The 17,789-nt window shown below is 36.4% G+C and carries 15 protein-coding genes; 8 read left to right on the top strand and 7 right to left on the bottom strand.

The window, feature by feature from the left end; genetic code table 11:
* Window positions 1–85: 85 nt before the first annotated feature.
* The 5 genes from ACN0U3_RS11525 (at window position 86) to gyrB (ending at window position 6,495) form a co-directional block, all read left to right on the top strand.
* Window positions 86–1,495 carry a phosphoglucomutase/phosphomannomutase family protein gene (locus ACN0U3_RS11525; protein ID WP_417266335.1) on the top strand — a complete coding sequence of 470 codons (1,410 nt, stop codon included), beginning with the start codon at window positions 86–88 and terminating at the stop codon, window positions 1,493–1,495.
* Window positions 1,496–1,499: 4 nt separating this feature from the next.
* A complete protein-coding gene (gene aroC / locus ACN0U3_RS11520) occupies window positions 1,500–2,567 on the top strand; it encodes a chorismate synthase (protein ID WP_417266334.1) in 1,068 nt (355 codons plus the stop codon).
* A gap of 4 nt (window positions 2,568–2,571) precedes the next feature.
* The gene (locus ACN0U3_RS11515) at window positions 2,572–3,960 is read left to right on the top strand and encodes a dicarboxylate/amino acid:cation symporter (protein ID WP_417266333.1); all 1,389 of its coding nucleotides are present in this window, start codon (window positions 2,572–2,574) and stop codon (window positions 3,958–3,960) included.
* Complete coding sequence (locus ACN0U3_RS11510) at window positions 3,953–4,327, top strand: hypothetical protein (protein ID WP_299207298.1); 375 nt, start codon at window positions 3,953–3,955, stop codon at window positions 4,325–4,327. The genes ACN0U3_RS11515 and ACN0U3_RS11510 overlap by 8 nt, the downstream gene beginning before the upstream one ends.
* A 206-nt stretch (window positions 4,328–4,533) precedes the next feature.
* Window positions 4,534–6,495: a DNA topoisomerase (ATP-hydrolyzing) subunit B gene (gyrB, locus tag ACN0U3_RS11505; protein ID WP_417266332.1), complete on the top strand. Its 1,962-nt coding sequence runs from the start codon at window positions 4,534–4,536 to the stop codon at window positions 6,493–6,495.
* A 71-nt stretch (window positions 6,496–6,566) separates the two neighbouring features.
* Here the strand turns inward: gyrB and ACN0U3_RS11500 are convergent, their stop codons facing one another.
* The 6 genes from ACN0U3_RS11500 to ACN0U3_RS11475 form a co-directional block, all read right to left on the bottom strand.
* Window positions 6,567–8,015 carry an alpha/beta fold hydrolase gene (locus tag ACN0U3_RS11500; RefSeq protein ID WP_417266331.1) on the bottom strand — a complete coding sequence of 483 codons (1,449 nt, stop codon included), beginning with the start codon at window positions 8,013–8,015 and terminating at the stop codon, window positions 6,567–6,569.
* 68 nt (window positions 8,016–8,083) lie between these two features.
* A complete protein-coding gene (efp, locus tag ACN0U3_RS11495) occupies window positions 8,084–8,650 on the bottom strand; it encodes an elongation factor P (protein WP_299207308.1) in 567 nt (188 codons plus the stop codon).
* A gap of 64 nt (window positions 8,651–8,714) precedes the next feature.
* Complete coding sequence (locus tag ACN0U3_RS11490) at window positions 8,715–11,063, bottom strand: heavy metal translocating P-type ATPase (protein ID WP_417266330.1); 2,349 nt, start codon at window positions 11,061–11,063, stop codon at window positions 8,715–8,717.
* 99 nt (window positions 11,064–11,162) lie between these two features.
* A complete protein-coding gene (hemN, locus tag ACN0U3_RS11485; protein ID WP_417266329.1) occupies window positions 11,163–12,515 on the bottom strand; it encodes an oxygen-independent coproporphyrinogen III oxidase in 1,353 nt (450 codons plus the stop codon).
* A gap of 153 nt (window positions 12,516–12,668) precedes the next feature.
* Window positions 12,669–13,553, bottom strand: coding sequence for a mechanosensitive ion channel family protein (locus ACN0U3_RS11480; RefSeq protein ID WP_417266328.1), 885 nt, complete (start codon window positions 13,551–13,553; stop codon window positions 12,669–12,671).
* 113 nt (window positions 13,554–13,666) lie between these two features.
* A complete protein-coding gene (locus tag ACN0U3_RS11475) occupies window positions 13,667–14,590 on the bottom strand; it encodes a LysR family transcriptional regulator (RefSeq protein WP_417266327.1) in 924 nt (307 codons plus the stop codon).
* A 179-nt stretch (window positions 14,591–14,769) separates the two neighbouring features.
* On the opposite strand from ACN0U3_RS11475, the gene ACN0U3_RS11470 reads away from it, so the two are divergent.
* Genes ACN0U3_RS11470 through ACN0U3_RS11460 form a run of 3 tightly spaced genes read left to right on the top strand, consistent with a single transcriptional unit; the run spans window position 14,770 to window position 15,969 of the window.
* The gene (locus ACN0U3_RS11470; protein WP_417266326.1) at window positions 14,770–15,408 is read left to right on the top strand and encodes a peroxiredoxin; all 639 of its coding nucleotides are present in this window, start codon (window positions 14,770–14,772) and stop codon (window positions 15,406–15,408) included.
* Between the two features lie 2 nt (window positions 15,409–15,410).
* Complete coding sequence (locus ACN0U3_RS11465; protein ID WP_299207326.1) at window positions 15,411–15,728, top strand: thioredoxin family protein; 318 nt, start codon at window positions 15,411–15,413, stop codon at window positions 15,726–15,728.
* Entirely contained in the window at window positions 15,709–15,969 is a 261-nt protein-coding gene (locus ACN0U3_RS11460) for a DUF6952 family protein (RefSeq protein ID WP_417266325.1), read from the top strand. The genes ACN0U3_RS11465 and ACN0U3_RS11460 overlap by 20 nt, the downstream gene beginning before the upstream one ends.
* A gap of 584 nt (window positions 15,970–16,553) precedes the next feature.
* On the opposite strand, the gene gcvT is transcribed toward ACN0U3_RS11460, so the two are convergent.
* Complete coding sequence (gene gcvT, locus ACN0U3_RS11455; protein ID WP_417266324.1) at window positions 16,554–17,636, bottom strand: glycine cleavage system aminomethyltransferase GcvT; 1,083 nt, start codon at window positions 17,634–17,636, stop codon at window positions 16,554–16,556.
* Window positions 17,637–17,789 lie beyond the last annotated feature (153 nt).

Below are 17,789 nucleotides of genomic sequence, written 5' to 3'. Positions count from 1 at the left end.
TTTCTTTGATTTATATCCCAGAATGCTTTAGAGTTGAGTAAACATTATTATTTTAGCATTCCTAATATCTAAAAAAGCAAAACAAGTGATAGATCAAATAAAATTCGGAACAGATGGCTGGAGAGCAGTGATCGGAGATACATATACAGTTAAGAATATTTCTCGTGTAGCAGAAGGAACTGCCTTATGGGTAAAACAGCAGTCTAAGGAACCGAGTATCGTAATAGGACACGATTGTCGTTTCAATGGTAGATTATTCATGGAAACGGCCATTAAGGTGTATCTAAATCATGGTATAAAAGTTTACTATGCTGATGGCTTTGTCTCCACACCAATGGTTTCAATGGGAACAAAGAGGTATGGAGCAAATATAGGAGTGGTTTTGACTGCTTCTCACAATCCACCATCATACGGAGGGTACAAATTAAAATCTAATTATGGTGGTCCACTTTTGCCAGATAAAATTCAAGAAGTTGAAGACTTAATTCCAGACCACATTGATGCATCTGTTTTAAACATCAGTTTAGAAGATGCCATTGCAGACGGACGTTTAATTCAAGTTGATTTAGAAACTCAATATATTGATGCAGTTAAAGAGAACTTTGACCTTGAAGCCATAAAGAATTCAGAATTAAACTTGGCTTTTGACGCGATGTATGGTTCAGGACAAAATGTATTAAAACCTTTGTTTCCAAAAATGCATTATTTACACTGTGAGCATAACCCAGGATTTAAAGGTCAGGCTCCAGAACCTATCGCAAAGAACTTAAAAGAACTTGAAGCGTTCATCAAAGAAGATGGTTCTATTGATGCAGCTTTGGCAACTGACGGAGATGCAGACCGAATTGGTTTATACGGAAAGAAAGGTGAATTTATTGATTCTCACCATATTATTCTTTTGTTGATTCATTACATGGTGAAATATAAAGGAATGTCAGGAAAAGTGATTACCGCTTTTAGTTGCTCACCGAAAATTGCTAAAATGTGTGAACACTATGGATTAGAACATAAAACGGTTCAAATTGGATTTAAGCATATTGCTGGATACATGGTTGAAGAGGATGTTTTGTTAGGAGGTGAGGAATCTGGTGGAATTGCAACTAAAGGACATATTCCAGAACGTGATGGAATTTGGATGGGAATGATCATCTGGGAGTTTATGGCGAAATCAGGTAAGTCTCTTGAATCTCTGATTGATGAGGTTTACGAAATTGTTGGTGCTTTTAAATTCGAAAGAAGTGATTTGCATATCGATGAAGCATTGAAACAAGAAATTATTACCAACTGTAAGAATAACGTTTATACTTCTTTTGGAAAATATGAGGTAGAAAAAGTAGAAACAATCGATGGGTTTAAATTTTATTTGCCTAACGAAAGCTGGGTAATGATCCGTCCTTCAGGAACTGAACCGGTGTTAAGGGTTTATGCTGAAGCCATCGACTTAGATGAGGTGAGAAGCATTTTAAAAGCGACTGAAGCGACAATTACAAAGTAAAAGAATGGCTGGAAATTCGATAGGACACACTTTTAAACTGACTACTTTCGGTGAGTCTCATGGAGAGGCTATCGGTGGTGTGATTGATGGTGTTCCTTCAAATTTCGCTTTAGATTTAAGGGCTGTTCAGGTAGAACTCGACAGAAGAAGGCCCGGACAATCAGATATCGTTACCCAACGTAAAGAGTCTGACACCGTAAGGTTTTTGTCTGGAATTTTTGAGGGTAAAACAACAGGTGCGCCCATTGGCTTTGTCATAGAGAATGAAAACCAGAAATCTAAAGATTACAGTCATATTGAAAATATATACCGTCCTTCCCATGCAGATTTCACCTATGATAAAAAATACGGTCATAGAGATTATCGTGGTGGAGGGCGTTCTAGCGCTAGAGAAACAGCAAGCAGAGTTGTTGCAGGAGCAATTGCAAAACAATTCTTAAACCATCTAGGAATCAAAGTTGAGGCTTTTGTATCTCAGGTTGGTCCGATAAAACTCGAAGGTGACTTAACAAACTTATCTCTTCCTAGAAGAGAAAACTCTGTGCGTTGTCCTGACCCTTTAGTGGCTGAAAAGATGATTGATTTCATCAAAACTGTTCGTAAAGCAGGAGATACAATTGGTGGGGTGGTGTTTGCAAGAATCAATGGTGTACCTCTTGGATTAGGCGCTCCTGTTTTTGATAAGTTACATGCGGATTTAGGAAAAGCGATGCTTTCCATTAATGCCGTGAAAGGATTTGAATATGGGTCTGGATTTTCTGGTGTGGAAATGAAAGGAAGTGAGCACAACGATGTAATTCAGCATGACGGAACAACATTAAGCAATCACAGTGGAGGAATTCAAGGGGGGATTTCAAATGGAGCTCCCATATATTTCCGTGTTGCATTTAAACCAGTAGCAACGATTATGCAAGACCAATTCTCTGTGAACTCAAAAATGGAGGTAGTCAAGGTGAAAGGAAAAGGTCGTCATGACCCTTGTGTTGTTCCACGTGCTGTGCCTATCGTTGAAGCAATGGCATCTATCACTATATTGGATCACTACCTACGCAATAAAATGACACAAATCTAAAACTATGTCTGAGAGAAAGAAAAAGAAACTTGCTTTACATTGGAAGATTTTAATCGGAATGGCACTTGGTGTTGTTTTTAGTTTACTTCTTTTGAGTACTTCTTGGGGAAGTTCAATGACCACCTATTTGGTGAATGGTGAAGAGACTCCAATTAATAAAGCAGAACTTTTTGTACGCCATTGGATTAAGCCTTTTGGAAATATGTTTATCAATGCATTAAAATTAATTGCAGTGCCATTGATTTTAGGCTCCTTGATAAAAGGAGTCTCCGATTTAAAGGATATTTCGAAGTTGTCCAAAATGGGACTGAGAACAATCATGACTTACCTAGCGACAACAATCATTGCTGTTTCAATAGGTTTGATTATTGTGAATATTGTTCAACCAGGAAAAACTATCAGTAGTGAAACCAGAGATGTTTTATTAGAGAATTATAGCGGTAAAGCGCAAGAGAAAATAAAATCAGCTTCTGAACAAAAAGAAAGTGGCCCACTTAGGGCATTAGAAGATTTAATTCCAGACAATATATTTGCAGCAGCTACTGACAATGGAAATATGCTTCAGGTAATCGTTTTTGCCATTTTCTTTGGAATTGGTTTGATATTAATTTCTGATGATAAATCGGCACCGGTTAAAGCTTTTTTCGACGGGTTTAATGAAGTCATTCTTAAACTCATTGATTTAATTATGCTGGTAGCGCCCATTGGAGTTTTTGCATTAATGGCTGGACTTGTTGTAGAATCACCAAGTCAGGATTTGTTTGTTGGACTATTTTGGTATGCCATCAGTGTTGTGATTGGTTTGCTCTTGATGATTATTATCTATACTTTATTGGTTTATGTTTTTACCAGAAAAACGCCAAAATTTTTCTTGAATGGAATTTCGCCAGCACAATTGTTGGCTTTTAGTACCAGTTCTTCGGCTGCTACACTTCCTGTAACCATGGAAAGGGTGGAAGAACATCTTGGAGTTAAGGAAGAAGTCACAAGTTTTGTTTTACCCATTGGAGCAACCATAAACATGGACGGAACGAGTTTATACCAAGCTGTCGCAGCCATTTTTATTGCACAAGTTTTTGGAATGGATCTCGACCTCTATGCTCAATTGGGAATCATCGCTACAGCAACCTTGGCCAGTATCGGTTCGGCGGCTGTTCCTGGAGCAGGAATGGTGATGTTGGTCATTGTTTTGGCCCAAGCAGGAATCCCCGAAGCAGGATTGGCTTTAATTTTCGCCATTGATCGTCCTTTGGATATGCTGAGAACAACAGTTAATGTTACAGGTGATGCAGCAGTCTCTATGATTATTGCAAAATCGGTAGGTAAGCTAGGTGACCCACAGGTAAGGGATTGGGATGACCATTATGGCGAAAAACCATTGGATCATGTATAACTTTAAGTTGATAGATGTTGTGATTCAGGGAGCAACCCTTTTAAGTGGATTGGTATTGTTGTTTGCTTTTGGTGCTACTGGATATTTCTTCTGGATTTCACTTTGCCTGGTGGTATGGATTCTAATCAGTTTGCTGTTGAATCTTTTATTCGCTAAACCATTATCTAATCAAAGGAAGATGGTCACATTGGTACTCTCTACATTGTTTTTCGGTTTTCTTGTTGCTTATTTATTCAATGTTTCCATTGCCCGCTTAAACTTTTACTACAAACCTCTTTCACTCGTAGTGATTATTTCCTATTTGTATTTGTCCTTTTCTGAACTCAATAAAATGAAAAGTAAAGGAGAGGTAGATTTAGATTTTTAATGGTTAAATAAAAGTGAATACAGAGTGGTTTTTGGTGTGGGAAAATTGCCCTGTTGATAATTACCATAGAATAAACTTAAATTGTTAATAACCCCGTTGAAAAACCTTTAAATCAGCCTCATTTATCGTGCTTAATTTCGTATATTTGCTATTGTCTCAAGTTTTATCGAGACAAAGAATTACAATTTTAATTTATTTGTAAACAAATGAGTGAAACTGAAAAGAATAGAGAAGATTATTCCGCGGATAATATACAGATATTAGAAGGGCTCGAGGCGGTTAGAAAGCGTCCTGCCATGTATATTGGTGACGTAGGGAACAAGGGATTACACCACATGGTGTATGAGGTGATTGACAACTCCATTGACGAGGCGATGGCAGGTCATTGTGACACCATTCGTGTGACCATCAATGAAGGTGATTCGATTACTGTTGAAGATAATGGACGTGGTATTCCAACGGCGATTCATACAAAAGAAAATAAATCGGCACTAGAAATCGTAATGACCGTCCTGCATGCAGGAGGTAAGTTCGATAAAGATACTTATAAAGTTTCAGGAGGACTTCACGGAGTTGGGGTTTCATGTGTGAACGCACTTTCTACTGATTTATCAGCTGTTGTTCATAGAGACGGTAAGATTTTTCAGCAAGAATATAAAATCGGTGTTCCACAATACGATGTAAAAGAAATTGGAACAACTGACAAGTCTGGTACTATTGTAACATTTAGTCCGGATCCAACAATTTTTGACGAAGTACATTATAATTATGATACTTTAAAAGCCCGTATGAGAGAATTAGCATTCTTGAATAAAGGCTTGACTATTACTATTACTGATGAAAGAGAAGCTTCCAAAGATGAAGAGGGTAAATTTCCATCTGAAAAATTCCATTCTGAAGGAGGGTTAAGAGAATTCGTAAAGTTTCTTGATAAAAGTAGAGAAGCGCTTATCGAAGAGGTAATCTACATGGAAGGTGAAAAAGATGGTATTCCAGTCGAAGTAGCAATGATGTACAACACCTCTTATACAGAAAATATTCTTGCTTATGTAAATAATATTAACACGCATGAGGGAGGTACGCACCTTACTGGTTTCCGTCGTGGTTTAACCACTACTTTGAAGAAATATGCAGATGAATCTGGCTTATTATCTAAAGAGAAAATTGAAATCGCAGGGGATGACTTCCGTGAAGGGTTAACTGCAATTATTTCTGTGAAAGTTGCAGAACCTCAGTTCGAAGGTCAAACGAAAACAAAGTTAGGAAACAGAGAGATTCAAGCTCCAGTTTCTCAATCAGTTTCGGAAATGTTGACCAACTATCTTGAGGAACACCCAGCAGATGCCAAGAAAATCGTTGAAAAAATCATTATCGCTGCGCGTGCAAGAAACGCTGCGCGTAAGGCACGTGAGATGGTACAACGTAAGAGTGTAATGTCAGGAAGTGGTTTGCCAGGTAAGTTGGCGGACTGCTCCGAGAAAGATCCAGCGCTTTGTGAAGTGTTCCTTGTCGAGGGAGATTCGGCAGGAGGTACTGCTAAACAAGGTCGTGATAGAAATTTCCAAGCAATTATGCCTTTGCGTGGTAAGATTTTGAACGTTGAAAAAGCAATGCAACACAAAATCTTTGAAAACGATGAGATCAAAAATATCTATACCGCACTTGGTGTAAGGGTAGGTACTGAAGAAGATGCCAAAGCATTGAATACAGAAAAATTAAGATATCATAAGATTGTGATTATGTGTGATGCCGACGTCGATGGGGCGCACATTGAAACGCTTATTTTGACTTTCTTCTTCCGTTATATGAAAGAATTGATTGATCAAGGTTATGTATATATCGCTACTCCACCACTTTACTTATTGAAAAGAGGTGCAAAACAAGAGTATGCATGGAATGATGACCAACGTGATGTAATTATTGATAAACTTAGAGGAAATGCTCCAAGAAGTTCAGTTGGTGTTCAACGTTACAAAGGTCTTGGGGAAATGAATGCAACTCAGCTTTGGGATACTACAATGAATCCAGAGTTTAGAACGCTTCGTCAAGTGACTATCGATAACGCCGCTGAAGCAGACCAGATTTTCTCTATGTTAATGGGAGATGATGTTCCACCTCGTAGAGATTTCATCGAGAAAAATGCAAAATACGCAACAATCGATACCTAATAAGGTGTCATGAAATTAAAAAAGCTCAGGCCGTAAGGTCTGAGCTTTTTTCTTTATATAATAAGTGAAGTTTAGAGAACTGACCAAAATGTTTTGACTGCATCGATAACTTCTTCTTCCTTTTCTAAGTGTGGGGCATGTCCACAAGATGGAATAAAATAAGGTTTTGCGTTGACTAAAAGTTCAACAATATCATTCACTTGTGCATCTGTTCCGTATTGATCCTCGCTTCCTTGTATGATTAATGCCGGAACAGTATTCCCTTTTATGTCCTTGGAAATATCCCAATCGTGGAAGTCAGCTTGTAACCAAGTTTTGGCCCATGCAAAAAACAAACGTTCCGTTTTTGTTCCATGATAATACTCCAAACCTTTTAGCTTACCAGCATTCCAAGCGTCAATTGCAGGCTGAATCCCTGCTTTGGTTTGGGCTTCGTTGATGTAATGCGCGGCCATGGTGATGATGCCTTTTACATTGGAAGGATACTTTGAACTGTAAAGTAAAGCATTGGTGCCTCCGTCTGAATGTCCAACAATCAACAAAGGCTTCGTCAGTTGTATTGCTTCAAGAAAAGCAGGTAGATATTCTAAAGCAAATTCATGAAGGTAGTTGGCGTCTCTTGTTTTCTCCTCGGCTTGACTAAATCCATATCCAGGAAATTCAATGACAATCCCGGGAAGATTTAATTCATCACAAAGATGAGTGGGGAAGTTTTGCCATTGTCCAATTGAACCTATAGCTTCATGAAGAAACAAGACTACTGGTTCTGATTTATTCTCTATTTTACCAATGATTTGATAAGCCATTTCTCCGAATGGGGTAGAGGCCCACTGATAATTCAAACTATTGAGTTGAACAGTTATGTGTCTTGAAATATGTTTTGAAGCAATAAATCCAATGGGATGAATCATATGAGGCACTTCAAAATATCTTCCGTTGGGTATTGCTTGACAAATTACACGCGTTTCGGCTTCACTTACCATTCGGTCTTTACCTCCTCTTGTAAAACGAACAGGAATGGTTATGTTTTGAACACTTTCTTTCGAAACTATTGGATTTTCACCCAATAAAGTCATGAAATCAGCAGTTTTCTTCAATAATTGAGGTAAATATTCACCATGTAACGCAACAAGATAGTTGTAAAATCCTTCCGCTTGTGATTGAAGAAAGTCAACTGTCAAGGTTGCTGTTTCTTTTTTGGCATTCTCAACGGTCCAGTCCAACTTCGTACCTTGGGTTACAATTCCCTTGATGTTAGACTCGTCTATTTGTGCAGCAGCAATTGCAATATATCCACCTAAACTAAATCCATAGATATAGCTTGGACCAATTTTTCTAAGGAATTTCAGAAAATCTATGACCAAGGCATTGATTTCAAATGGCACTTTTGAGTCTTTGTAATTTCCATGATGTGGAATTTCAAAAGAGTGTACTTCATAAGTTTTCTCCAATGAAGGAACAATTGCTTCAAACTCTTTGGGGTCACCTAAAGCTCCGTGAATTAATACTAGTTTTTCCATAACTCATAAAAATAAAAAAAAGCCTCGACTTATTGTCGGGGCTTTCAATGGATTGAATAAAAGAGCATTTATTTTACTCTTTCAACATACTCTCCTTTTTCAGTATTGATTTTAATTTTCTCTCCTGTATCGATAAACAATGGGACACGAATCTCGGCACCCGTATCAATTGTCGCTGGTTTGAAAGTGTTAGTTGCAGTATCACCTTTGATACCAGGCTCAGTATAGGTCACTTCTGCCTCAATGTACATCGGTAAATCTACAAGTAATGGATTCTCTTCTTCTGCATGAAAAGTAATGTCACAAATCATTCCTTCACGTAAAAACAAAGGGTTTTCAATCAAATGTGGTGGAATTAATACTTGTTCGTAGTTTTCAGTATTCATAAAGTGATACCCTACACCTTCTTCTACATAAAGGAATTGGTATTGTCTTTTTTCAATACGAACTACATCAATTTTATGTCCAGCAGAAAATGTATGGTCTAGTGTTTTTCCAGACTCTATTTCTTTCAATTTTGTTCTTACAAAAGCAGGACCTTTTCCTGGTTTTACATGTTGAAACTCAATAATAGTGGATAGTTTTCCATTTAGATTAATACAGAGTCCGTTTCTGATATCTGATGTATTTGCCATAGTTTTATTTTATTGGTTCCCAAATATAGTAACAATACCTCAAATATCAGTTAGGAAATTTTAATTACCTGATTTTGTAGGGTTGAATCAATAAGGTACTCAATAGAACAATGGTTACTGAACTGATGGGCATCAAAATAGCGGCAAAAAGTGGAGTGACATAACCCAAAAATGCGAATGTAATTCCAAAGGTGTTGTAAGTGAGTGAAAAATACATACAAATTCGTAAAACTCGCTTCGCATGAAGTCCAAACTTAAAGAAACTCCTCAGGTTATTAATTTTATTGCTTTCAATGATGGCGTCACATTTTGGTGTAAACCTGAATTCATCTTCGGAAACACTAATGCCTAATTCCGCTTCTTCTAAAGCTTCAGAATCGTTTAAACCGTCTCCAATAAATGCAACAACATCACCTGATTCGTTGAAATTGATAATGTGATCCTTTTTATCTGTTGGGGAGAGGTCGAAATACATGTCGATGGGCTTTTCCAAATGCTCGAATAAGACTTTGTCCGTTGGCCGATCACCAGAAAGTAAGCTTACCTTATAATGTTTTTGTAGACGGTTGATTTCCTCAATAATTCCTTCTCTCAACTGAGACTGAAACCTAAAGAATCCATACGTTTTATCATTTACACTTAAGTAACTTCCACTGTCGTTGAAAATATTTGTTGCATTCGTAAATTGAGCATTTCCAACACGAATAAGATCTCCATTCAGTGTTTTGGCTTGAACACCTTGACCAGAAACTTCTTCGTAGTCTATAATGTCGTCTACTTGTTCAACAAAACTTTCCAAATACTGAGTTATGCTCTTTGAATACGGATGGGTCGATTGTCGCGTAAGTGCATAAACTTGTCCCATTAGGGTCAGCGTTAAGCTTTCTCCCTCATAATCTACACCTTCAATTCTGTCTTTGGTCAGGGTTCCTGTCTTATCAAAAACTATGTGATTCACCTGATTCATTTTTTGAATTTCGTGACTGTTTCTAAAGTAGAGTCCAGATCTCCCTAATTTTCGCAAGGCATTCCCATAAACAAATGGAAAAGAAATAGCTAAGGCACAAGGACAGGCGACTACAAGAATTGCAGTAACAATTTCTAAAATGCGGCTTGGATCAATAAAAGACCAAGTAATTGCTGCTGAAATTGAGAGAATCCCAACAATAATTAAGAAATATTTACTTAAAAGGTTTTCACGATTTTGAACAATTGACTTTGTCGTTTTCGCTGATTTGTTCCAAATACTGGCGAATTTACTCCTGCTGGTTGTACTTAAAGCTTTAACCTGAATGGCAGAACCTATGAGTTTACTTCCTGCGTAGATTTTATCTCCCGACTTTAATGTCGCTAAGGCTGCTTCTCCAGTAATAAAGCTAGTGTCGATAACAGCTTTATCGGAAATTAATTCAGCATCACAAGGAATTATTTCTTCATTGAATATTTTAAGTAAATCATCTTTTTCTATGGATTCTATCTTAACTACTTCTTCTTCCTGTGTCACTTTATTCAATCGGTGAACACCTAATGGAAAGTAAGCTTTTGGATCGTTGTCAAATGACATGTTACGATAAGTTTTCGATTGAAACCATTTCCCAATCAAAAGAAAGAACACAAATCCTGTGAAAGAATCCATATAACTAGACCCTTCTTGCATTAAAATAGAGCTTGAACTTTTGATGAAAAGTACTAAAATTCCAATGGCTACAGGAATGTCTAAGTTTAACTGACGGGTTTTTAGTGCAGTATATGCAGAAATAAAGTAAGGAGAAGCAGAGTAGAACAGGACAGGAATAGAAACCAACAAAGTAAGGTAGGCGGAAAAGTTTCTAAAATCCTCAAACATTTCATCTAGCCCTAAATATTCAGGAACGGACCATAACATCACATTTCCAAAGGCAAACCCAGCGACCCCTAATTGTAAAAGTAATTTTTTGTCGTAACTACTTGTTTTTTCTTTTCCTTTTCGAAGTTCGGGTTTATAGCCAATACTTTCCAATAATGCAGCAACTTCAGATAGTTTTCGGTCTTTTTTCACACTTAAAGTAAGCGTTCTAGCGGTAAAGTTGGATTCGCTTGAAATGATGTCTGAATTGAGTTTTTGTAAGTTTTCGAGCAAGTAAATGCAAGAACTACAATGAATTGCAGGTAAGAAAAAAGTAACAATGTATAATTCGTCATTCTGAAATTCAATAAAATCATTAAAAATTTCAGGGACATCTAAGGCAGTATATTTTGCATTTCCCTCTGAATTGGGCTTAATTCCACTTTGTTGGTTGAATTCATAGAATTGATCGAGTCCATTATCGCTTAATATTTCATAAACAGCCAAGCACCCAGTACAGCAAAAATCTTTGTCATCTTTAGAAATGGGTTTCCCAATTATCTTATCTCCACAGTGATAGCACCCCATAATTTAAACAACTTGAAATTTTATTAATTCTGTCATAAACTACAGAAAATCATTTTAAAACTATTCTCAGTTTTTCATTTGATGAACACAATTGTTGACTCAAACGGATTTGCTAAATCTACCTTGTGTCGGAATTCCATTCGCGTAGGGATCTAAAGTCATGCAAACATTTCGTGAAAATGGTTTTCCGTCCTCTGTAACAATTATTTCATTTTCATTCCATGTAATGATGCCGTCTTTTTGAAATTCATCTAAGATGTCCTTGAATTCAGCAACATGACTTTTCATCCATTCATCGTTAGCAAAGTTAGTTTTAAATTGACACATGAGTTGTGTCACATGTTCTTTTAATGTTGCGTCTGTCTCCGAATGTACATGACCTTTAAAAATAGGCAATTCATTGGCGTCAATTTTACCATGATAAGCACGGGTACTTTTTACATTTTGAGCATATCCAAAACCGTATTCTGAAATGGCAGAAGCGCCTAGTCCAATCATGCGGTCGGTGGTGTTGGTTGTATACCCCATAAAAGTTCTGTTTAATGCTCCACCCCGTAACGCTTTGGCTAACATATCCGTCGGTAAGGCAAAATGATCCATTCCTATTTCAACATAGCCCTGTGCTAATAATTGTTTCTTGGATTGATCATACAAGGCTTTTTTCTCGTCACCAGAAGGTAAATCTTCTTCAGAAAATCCACGTTGACCTGTTCCTTTTACCCATGGCACATGTGCGTATGAATACAAAGAAATGGCATCTGGCTTCAATTCTATGGTCTTGGCAATCGTATCCATCATGTCCTCCATCGTTTGCATAGGAAGTCCAAAAACTAAATCGTGACTAATAGAAGTAAAGCCTGCTTTTCTTGCATTTTCGGTAACTTCTTTCACTTTTTCAAAGGGTTGGATTCTATTAATGGCTTTTTGAACCACCGGACTGTAGGATTGTACTCCAAAACTCACCCGTCTGAATCCCAAGTCGTGTAAAGTCTTTAATTGTTCATCGCTTGTGTGATTAGGATGTCCTTCAAAACTAAACAAAGGATCTGGCCCTGTTTTTATATTAATTGCTTCGATTAATCTTTTCAATTGCGCAGCTGCAAAGAAGGTTGGTGTTCCTCCTCCCAAATGAATTTCATCCACTTGAATACTTCCACCATTGAGTTTTTCGTACATCTGCCATTCTTTAATTACGGCATCGATGTAAGGTGCTTCAACGCTATGTTGTTTGGTAATGTGCTTGTGACATCCGCAAAAAGTACATAAACTTTCGCAAAAAGGAAGGTGAACATAAACACTTGTGCTGTGGTTTTTATTTTGCTCCGCTTTTATGAATATAGGTGCAAATTCGTCTGCTGTAAACTCCATCCTGTTCCAATCTAAAATGGTTGGATAGGAGGTGTATCGAGGACTTGAAATATTATACTTGTTGATGATTTTTTCACTTAACATAACGACTTATTTTTTTACCAAATCATTCAACGTCAAGTGCGGTGAATCTCTTGGTCTTTCAAGTGCAAATATCGCCTTATTTCAAAGAATTAAAAATGATTAAAGTCAGTTCGTGAAATAGGACTTGTCACAAAATATAATCCGAAATTTGAATTACTGTTTTGGCAACACTTCATTTAGTTTTTCTCCTCCTTTAATCCCAAAATCCAATGTGCGAATGGGGAACGGAATCATGATGTCTTCACTGTCATAAGCTTTTTTGATGGCGATTATCGCCTCACTTTGACTATTTAGGAACTCTAGCTGACTTTTAAATTCTACCCAAATCATAATGGTGAAATTGATTGAACTTCCACCAAATTCTTTATAAAACAAGGATATTTCTTTATCTTTTTGAATGTTAGGAATGTTTTTTACTGCATCAATTGTAATGTCTCTTACACGTTCTAAATCTTCACCGTAGGAAACACCAACTTCTAGGTCAATACGTTTATAAACATTTTCAGAATCGTTGATCAATGGGTTTTGAAAGAGCAACTTGTTGGGGATGATGATTTCTTGGCCTTGAAACGAAGCGATTTCAGTTGTACGGATACCAATGTGTTTAATTATACCACTGTGACCTTCGCAATGAATAACCTGTCCGATTTTGAAAGGACGTTTTGCAGCCATAAAAAATCCTGCAATAAAATTGGTGGCAATATCTTGAAATGCAAAACCAAGCGCTAATCCTAAGATCCCCGCACCAGCTAGGAGTGAAGTTACTGTTTTATCTAAGTTCATCAAACTTAAAGCAGCAAAAGCTCCAATGGTGAGTACAATCAAGTAGATTATTCTAGAAATCAAGGAAGAAAGCGACCTGTTATTTAGGGTTTTGAAAAGGACTTTACTGATGATGCTTTTACTAAGTTTTCCTAAAAAAACAAAGAGTACCATGACAATAATAGCGAGGACGAAGTTGGGTAGCATAACCACTAAGTCTTCTGTCCAATGGGTTACTTTGTTGATAACAAGGTCGTAATATTTTTTAATTTCCATATGTTGTTTTTGATTTGACTATTAAAATAATATTTTTCTTCGTTTCTGCTTGACTTTTTTTAATTTTTCTCGCCCTAGAATCTTCGCGAATCAATGTAAGTCCTCATGAAACGTTATATATCCCAGGGGAGCAATTCAACATTGGTTAATTCCTTTTGACCAACATTCTTACTGCGTTGAATAATGCGCATAATCTTTACAATATCTTCCTTTTTGGTATTGCGCTTAAGGTGTAACCCAACAATTTGTCGAATAGGAGTGTGGTGCTTAATTCTTTTTATGTGTTGTTGTTCTAAATTTAAATAAGGAAGATAATAGGAAGGGATTAAAGTGTATCCTCCTTCTTGTTCCACCATTTTAGTCAATAAATGTAGGTTTCCACCTTCATAATTCCATTCAGATTGAGTTTTTTGGTCTAATTTGCAGAAATTTATCATTTGTGTTCTTAAGCAGTTACCTTCACTCAATAGCCATGGATGCTCGTGTTCCAATTCTTCAATTTGAATTTCCTTTCCTTTAATAGTGGGAGCGTATATGAATATCTCTTCATTGTAAAGTATTTGTTGATCCAATGAAAGATCTTCAACAGGACCAGCCATAATTCCTAAATCTATGTTTTTGTTTTTTAAAGCTTCCAATAAATTCGGAGAAGTCAGTTCACTGATGTCCAAATGAACATCCCCAATTTGATCTTGCCATTTGGCATATAATTCTGGCACTAAATAATTGGAAATTGTGGGAATGATTCCAATCCTGATTTCTGCTTTATACGTTCCTTTTAATTTTTGAACTTTTATTTCCAATTCATCATAGGCAGATTGAATAGAAGAAAGTACTGGAAATAATTGTTTTCCTGAGTAAGTCAATGATATTGGATTGGTATCCCTATCAATTATTTTAAAGCCAATGGCTTCTTCTGCTTTTTTTAGCTGCATTGATAAAGTCGGTTGGGTAACATGACAAGCATCGGCAGCACGTTGAAAGTTCTTGTGTTTGAGCAATGCAAAAATGTAAGAAAGTTGAACAGGTGAAATCATATAGATAAAATTTATGTAAATATAATAATAATTGATAAAAACAATGGGAAAAGAAGGCTTATATTTGTAGTGTTGATAAGGATAGAGTAGGTTAGAAAATTGAAGAAATTTAACTTTTCAAGACTTAAATATTATTATCTTCATAGCAGAAAATTATTAACCAAAAAAAATAAATTATTATGGCAATTGTAGGAAAAACTTTTCCAGACATCCAAGTGGATGCAATGAATGAAATGGGAGATACATTTAAAATTAATGTATTAGAAGAAGCAAAGAAAAACAAGAAAAAAGTATTGTTATTCTGGTACCCAAAAGACTTTACTTATGTATGTCCAACAGAGCTTCACGCTTTCCAAGCAAAATTGAAAGAGTTCGAAGACCGAAACACTATCGTAATTGGTGCTTCATGTGATACTCCAGAAGTTCACTTTGCATGGTTAAGTACAGCAAAAGATAACGGAGGAATCGAAGGTGTAACTTACCCACTTTTGGCAGATTCAAACCGTAACCTATCAAGCATGTTAGGAATTTTGGATATCCAAAACGAAACATACAACGAAGAAACAGATTCATTCATCGTAGAAGGAGACAACGTAACGTACCGTGCAACTTACCTAATTGATGAAGACGGATTGGTATTCCACGAAGGAATTAACCACATGCCTGTTGGACGTAACGTTAACGAATACCTCCGTTTGATTGATGCTTATTCTCACGTACAAACGCATGGAGAGGTTTGTCCAGCAAACTGGGAAGAAGGAAGTAAAGCAATGAGTGCAGATGCTAAAGGTACTGCTGAATATTTAAAATCAGTATAGTTATGGCATATGTAGAGTTATCAACAGATACTTTACATGAGGAGATCTCCGGAGATGGAGTTGTTCTCGTACAGTATTCAGCCGGATGGTGTGGAAACTGTAGAATCATGAAGCCGAAGTTTAAGAAATTTGCCCAGGATCATGATGATGTAAAGTTTATCGTAATCGACGCTGAAAAGAATCCAGAGTCTAGAAAGTTAGCAAAAGTAGATAATTTACCTACGTTCGCAGCTTTCAAAAATGGAGAATTAATTCAGCAAACACAAACGAACAAAACAGAAGTATTAAAATCTTTTATCGATGAGACTACCAGTAATTAGACACTTATCCACTTTTATAGAAGAGAATGATGAGGATTTCGTTCATGAAACAATTGAAACATTAGAAAATCTCACAGAACTTTCTTCTATGAAGGATGAAGAACTTGACGTAATTGGAGAATTACTTTCCAATATGTACGGCGCAATCGAAGTCAATAAAATGATGAGAGAGGAAGGAATTCCTCAAAGAGATGCGGCAAAGAAATTCATGGAACGAGTAATGGGTTCAATCGATACTTGATCATAAAAAGTACGTTTCGTAGAAGAGGTCATTTTTTTAAATGACCTCTTTTTTTATCTAATTTTTACGTTTTTCATTAAAAAAACTTAAAATTTTCACGATTTTTCTAGAATTCCGTAAAAATTTTTGAGTTTGAGTATTATAACCCTTATATTGCCACCGAATCACAATACATTGAGTTATCAGACTAATAAGAACAGTAAGAAAAAGTAAATTAGAAAATAGGTATCACCCTAACATGGGTCGACTTTGTACGCAAGTTACACGTATTCAAAGACATTTCATGGGAATTCCAATTCAGACAATCCATAAATACCGTGAAACATACAACGGAGAAATTAAAGATTGTGACGAATGTGTAATTTCTAAAGTTGAACTAAGTAGTACCTAAAAAAATTAGATTCATTAATAAACAAGAAGGTCAGGCAATAGTCTGACCTTTTTTTGTGACTCGTTTTCTGGAATCAAGACGGATCAAGACCCATTGTTGGGAATTAGGGATAAATATTTGTTCATCCGATGAATAACAAAAAAGAGGACCACATTTCTGCAGTCCTCTCTTCAATATGATATGCGAATAAAAATTAGCCTTTATAAAAAGGAGTTTTCACAACTTTTGCTGCCAGGGACTTATTTCTAACACCGATATAAATTTCACTTCCTTCTGTAGCCAATTCAACAGGAACATAGCCCATTCCTATTGCTTTGTTGAGCGAAGGTGACATTGTACCTGAGGTTACTCGTCCAATTTCTTCTCCTTCTGCATTTAAAATAGGATATCCTTGACGTGGAACACCTTTGTCAATTAATTCAAATCCAACCAATTTGTTTTTAATTCCCGCTTCTTTCTCAGCTTTTAGAGCCTCACTGTTGATAAATTCTTTTGTGAATTTGGTAATCCATCCAAGACCCGCTTCAAAAGGTGAAGTTGTATCGTCAATATCGTTACCATACAAACAGTATCCCATTTCTAGACGCAAAGTATCTCGTGCACCTAAACCGATTGGTTCAATTCCAAAAGCTTTTCCAGCTTCAAAAACTTTATCCCAAACTTGTTTGATGTCCTTGTTTCTAACATAGATTTCGAATCCTCCGCTTCCGGTATATCCAGTTGCAGAAATGATTACGTCTTGAACTCCTGCAAATTCATTGATTTCAAAAGAATAAAACTTCATTGCTTTTAAATCAACTGAAGTTAAAGATTGCATTGCTTCAGCAGCTTTCGGACCTTGAATGGCTAAGATACTCCATTCATCAGATTCATTGACTAATCCTGCACCAACATCATTTTGAGAAGAAATCCAATTCCAATCTTTTTCAATGTTAGAAGCGTTTACAATCAACATAAATTCCTGATCGGCAATTTTGTAAATGATTAAATCATCAATAATTCCCCCTTCATTGTTTGGCAAATAACAGTATTGTGCCTTTCCAACAACAAGCTTGCTTACATCGTTACTTGTTACTTTTTGAAGTAAAGCCTCTGCATTTTCACCCCTTACGAAAAACTCACCCATGTGAGAAACATCAAAAACACCCACTTTTGTCCTTACAACTTCGTGTTCATGTTTTAATCCTGCATAGGTAACAGGCATATTATAACCAGCAAAAGGAACCATCTTAGCTCCTAACTCTGCATGTACTTGTGATAGCGCAGTTTCTTTCATTGAATTTACTTTTGTGTTTAAAATGCAAATTTAATAATTATTCAATGTTAAAGCTGAATAATTGAAGATTATAGGCCCAAGTTGGGAAAGACTTGGGAAGACCTTTACAGTAGCTTTGAAATAAACTTAAAACTTTGTTTTTACGATATATTT

It is taken from the genome of Brumimicrobium sp. (assembly GCF_048268645.1).
GTDB lineage: Bacteria > Bacteroidota > Bacteroidia > Flavobacteriales_D > Crocinitomicaceae > Brumimicrobium > Brumimicrobium ulvae.
The sequence above is the reverse complement of the archived record's forward strand: the minus strand, read 5'-3'. Positions and strand labels throughout refer to the sequence as shown.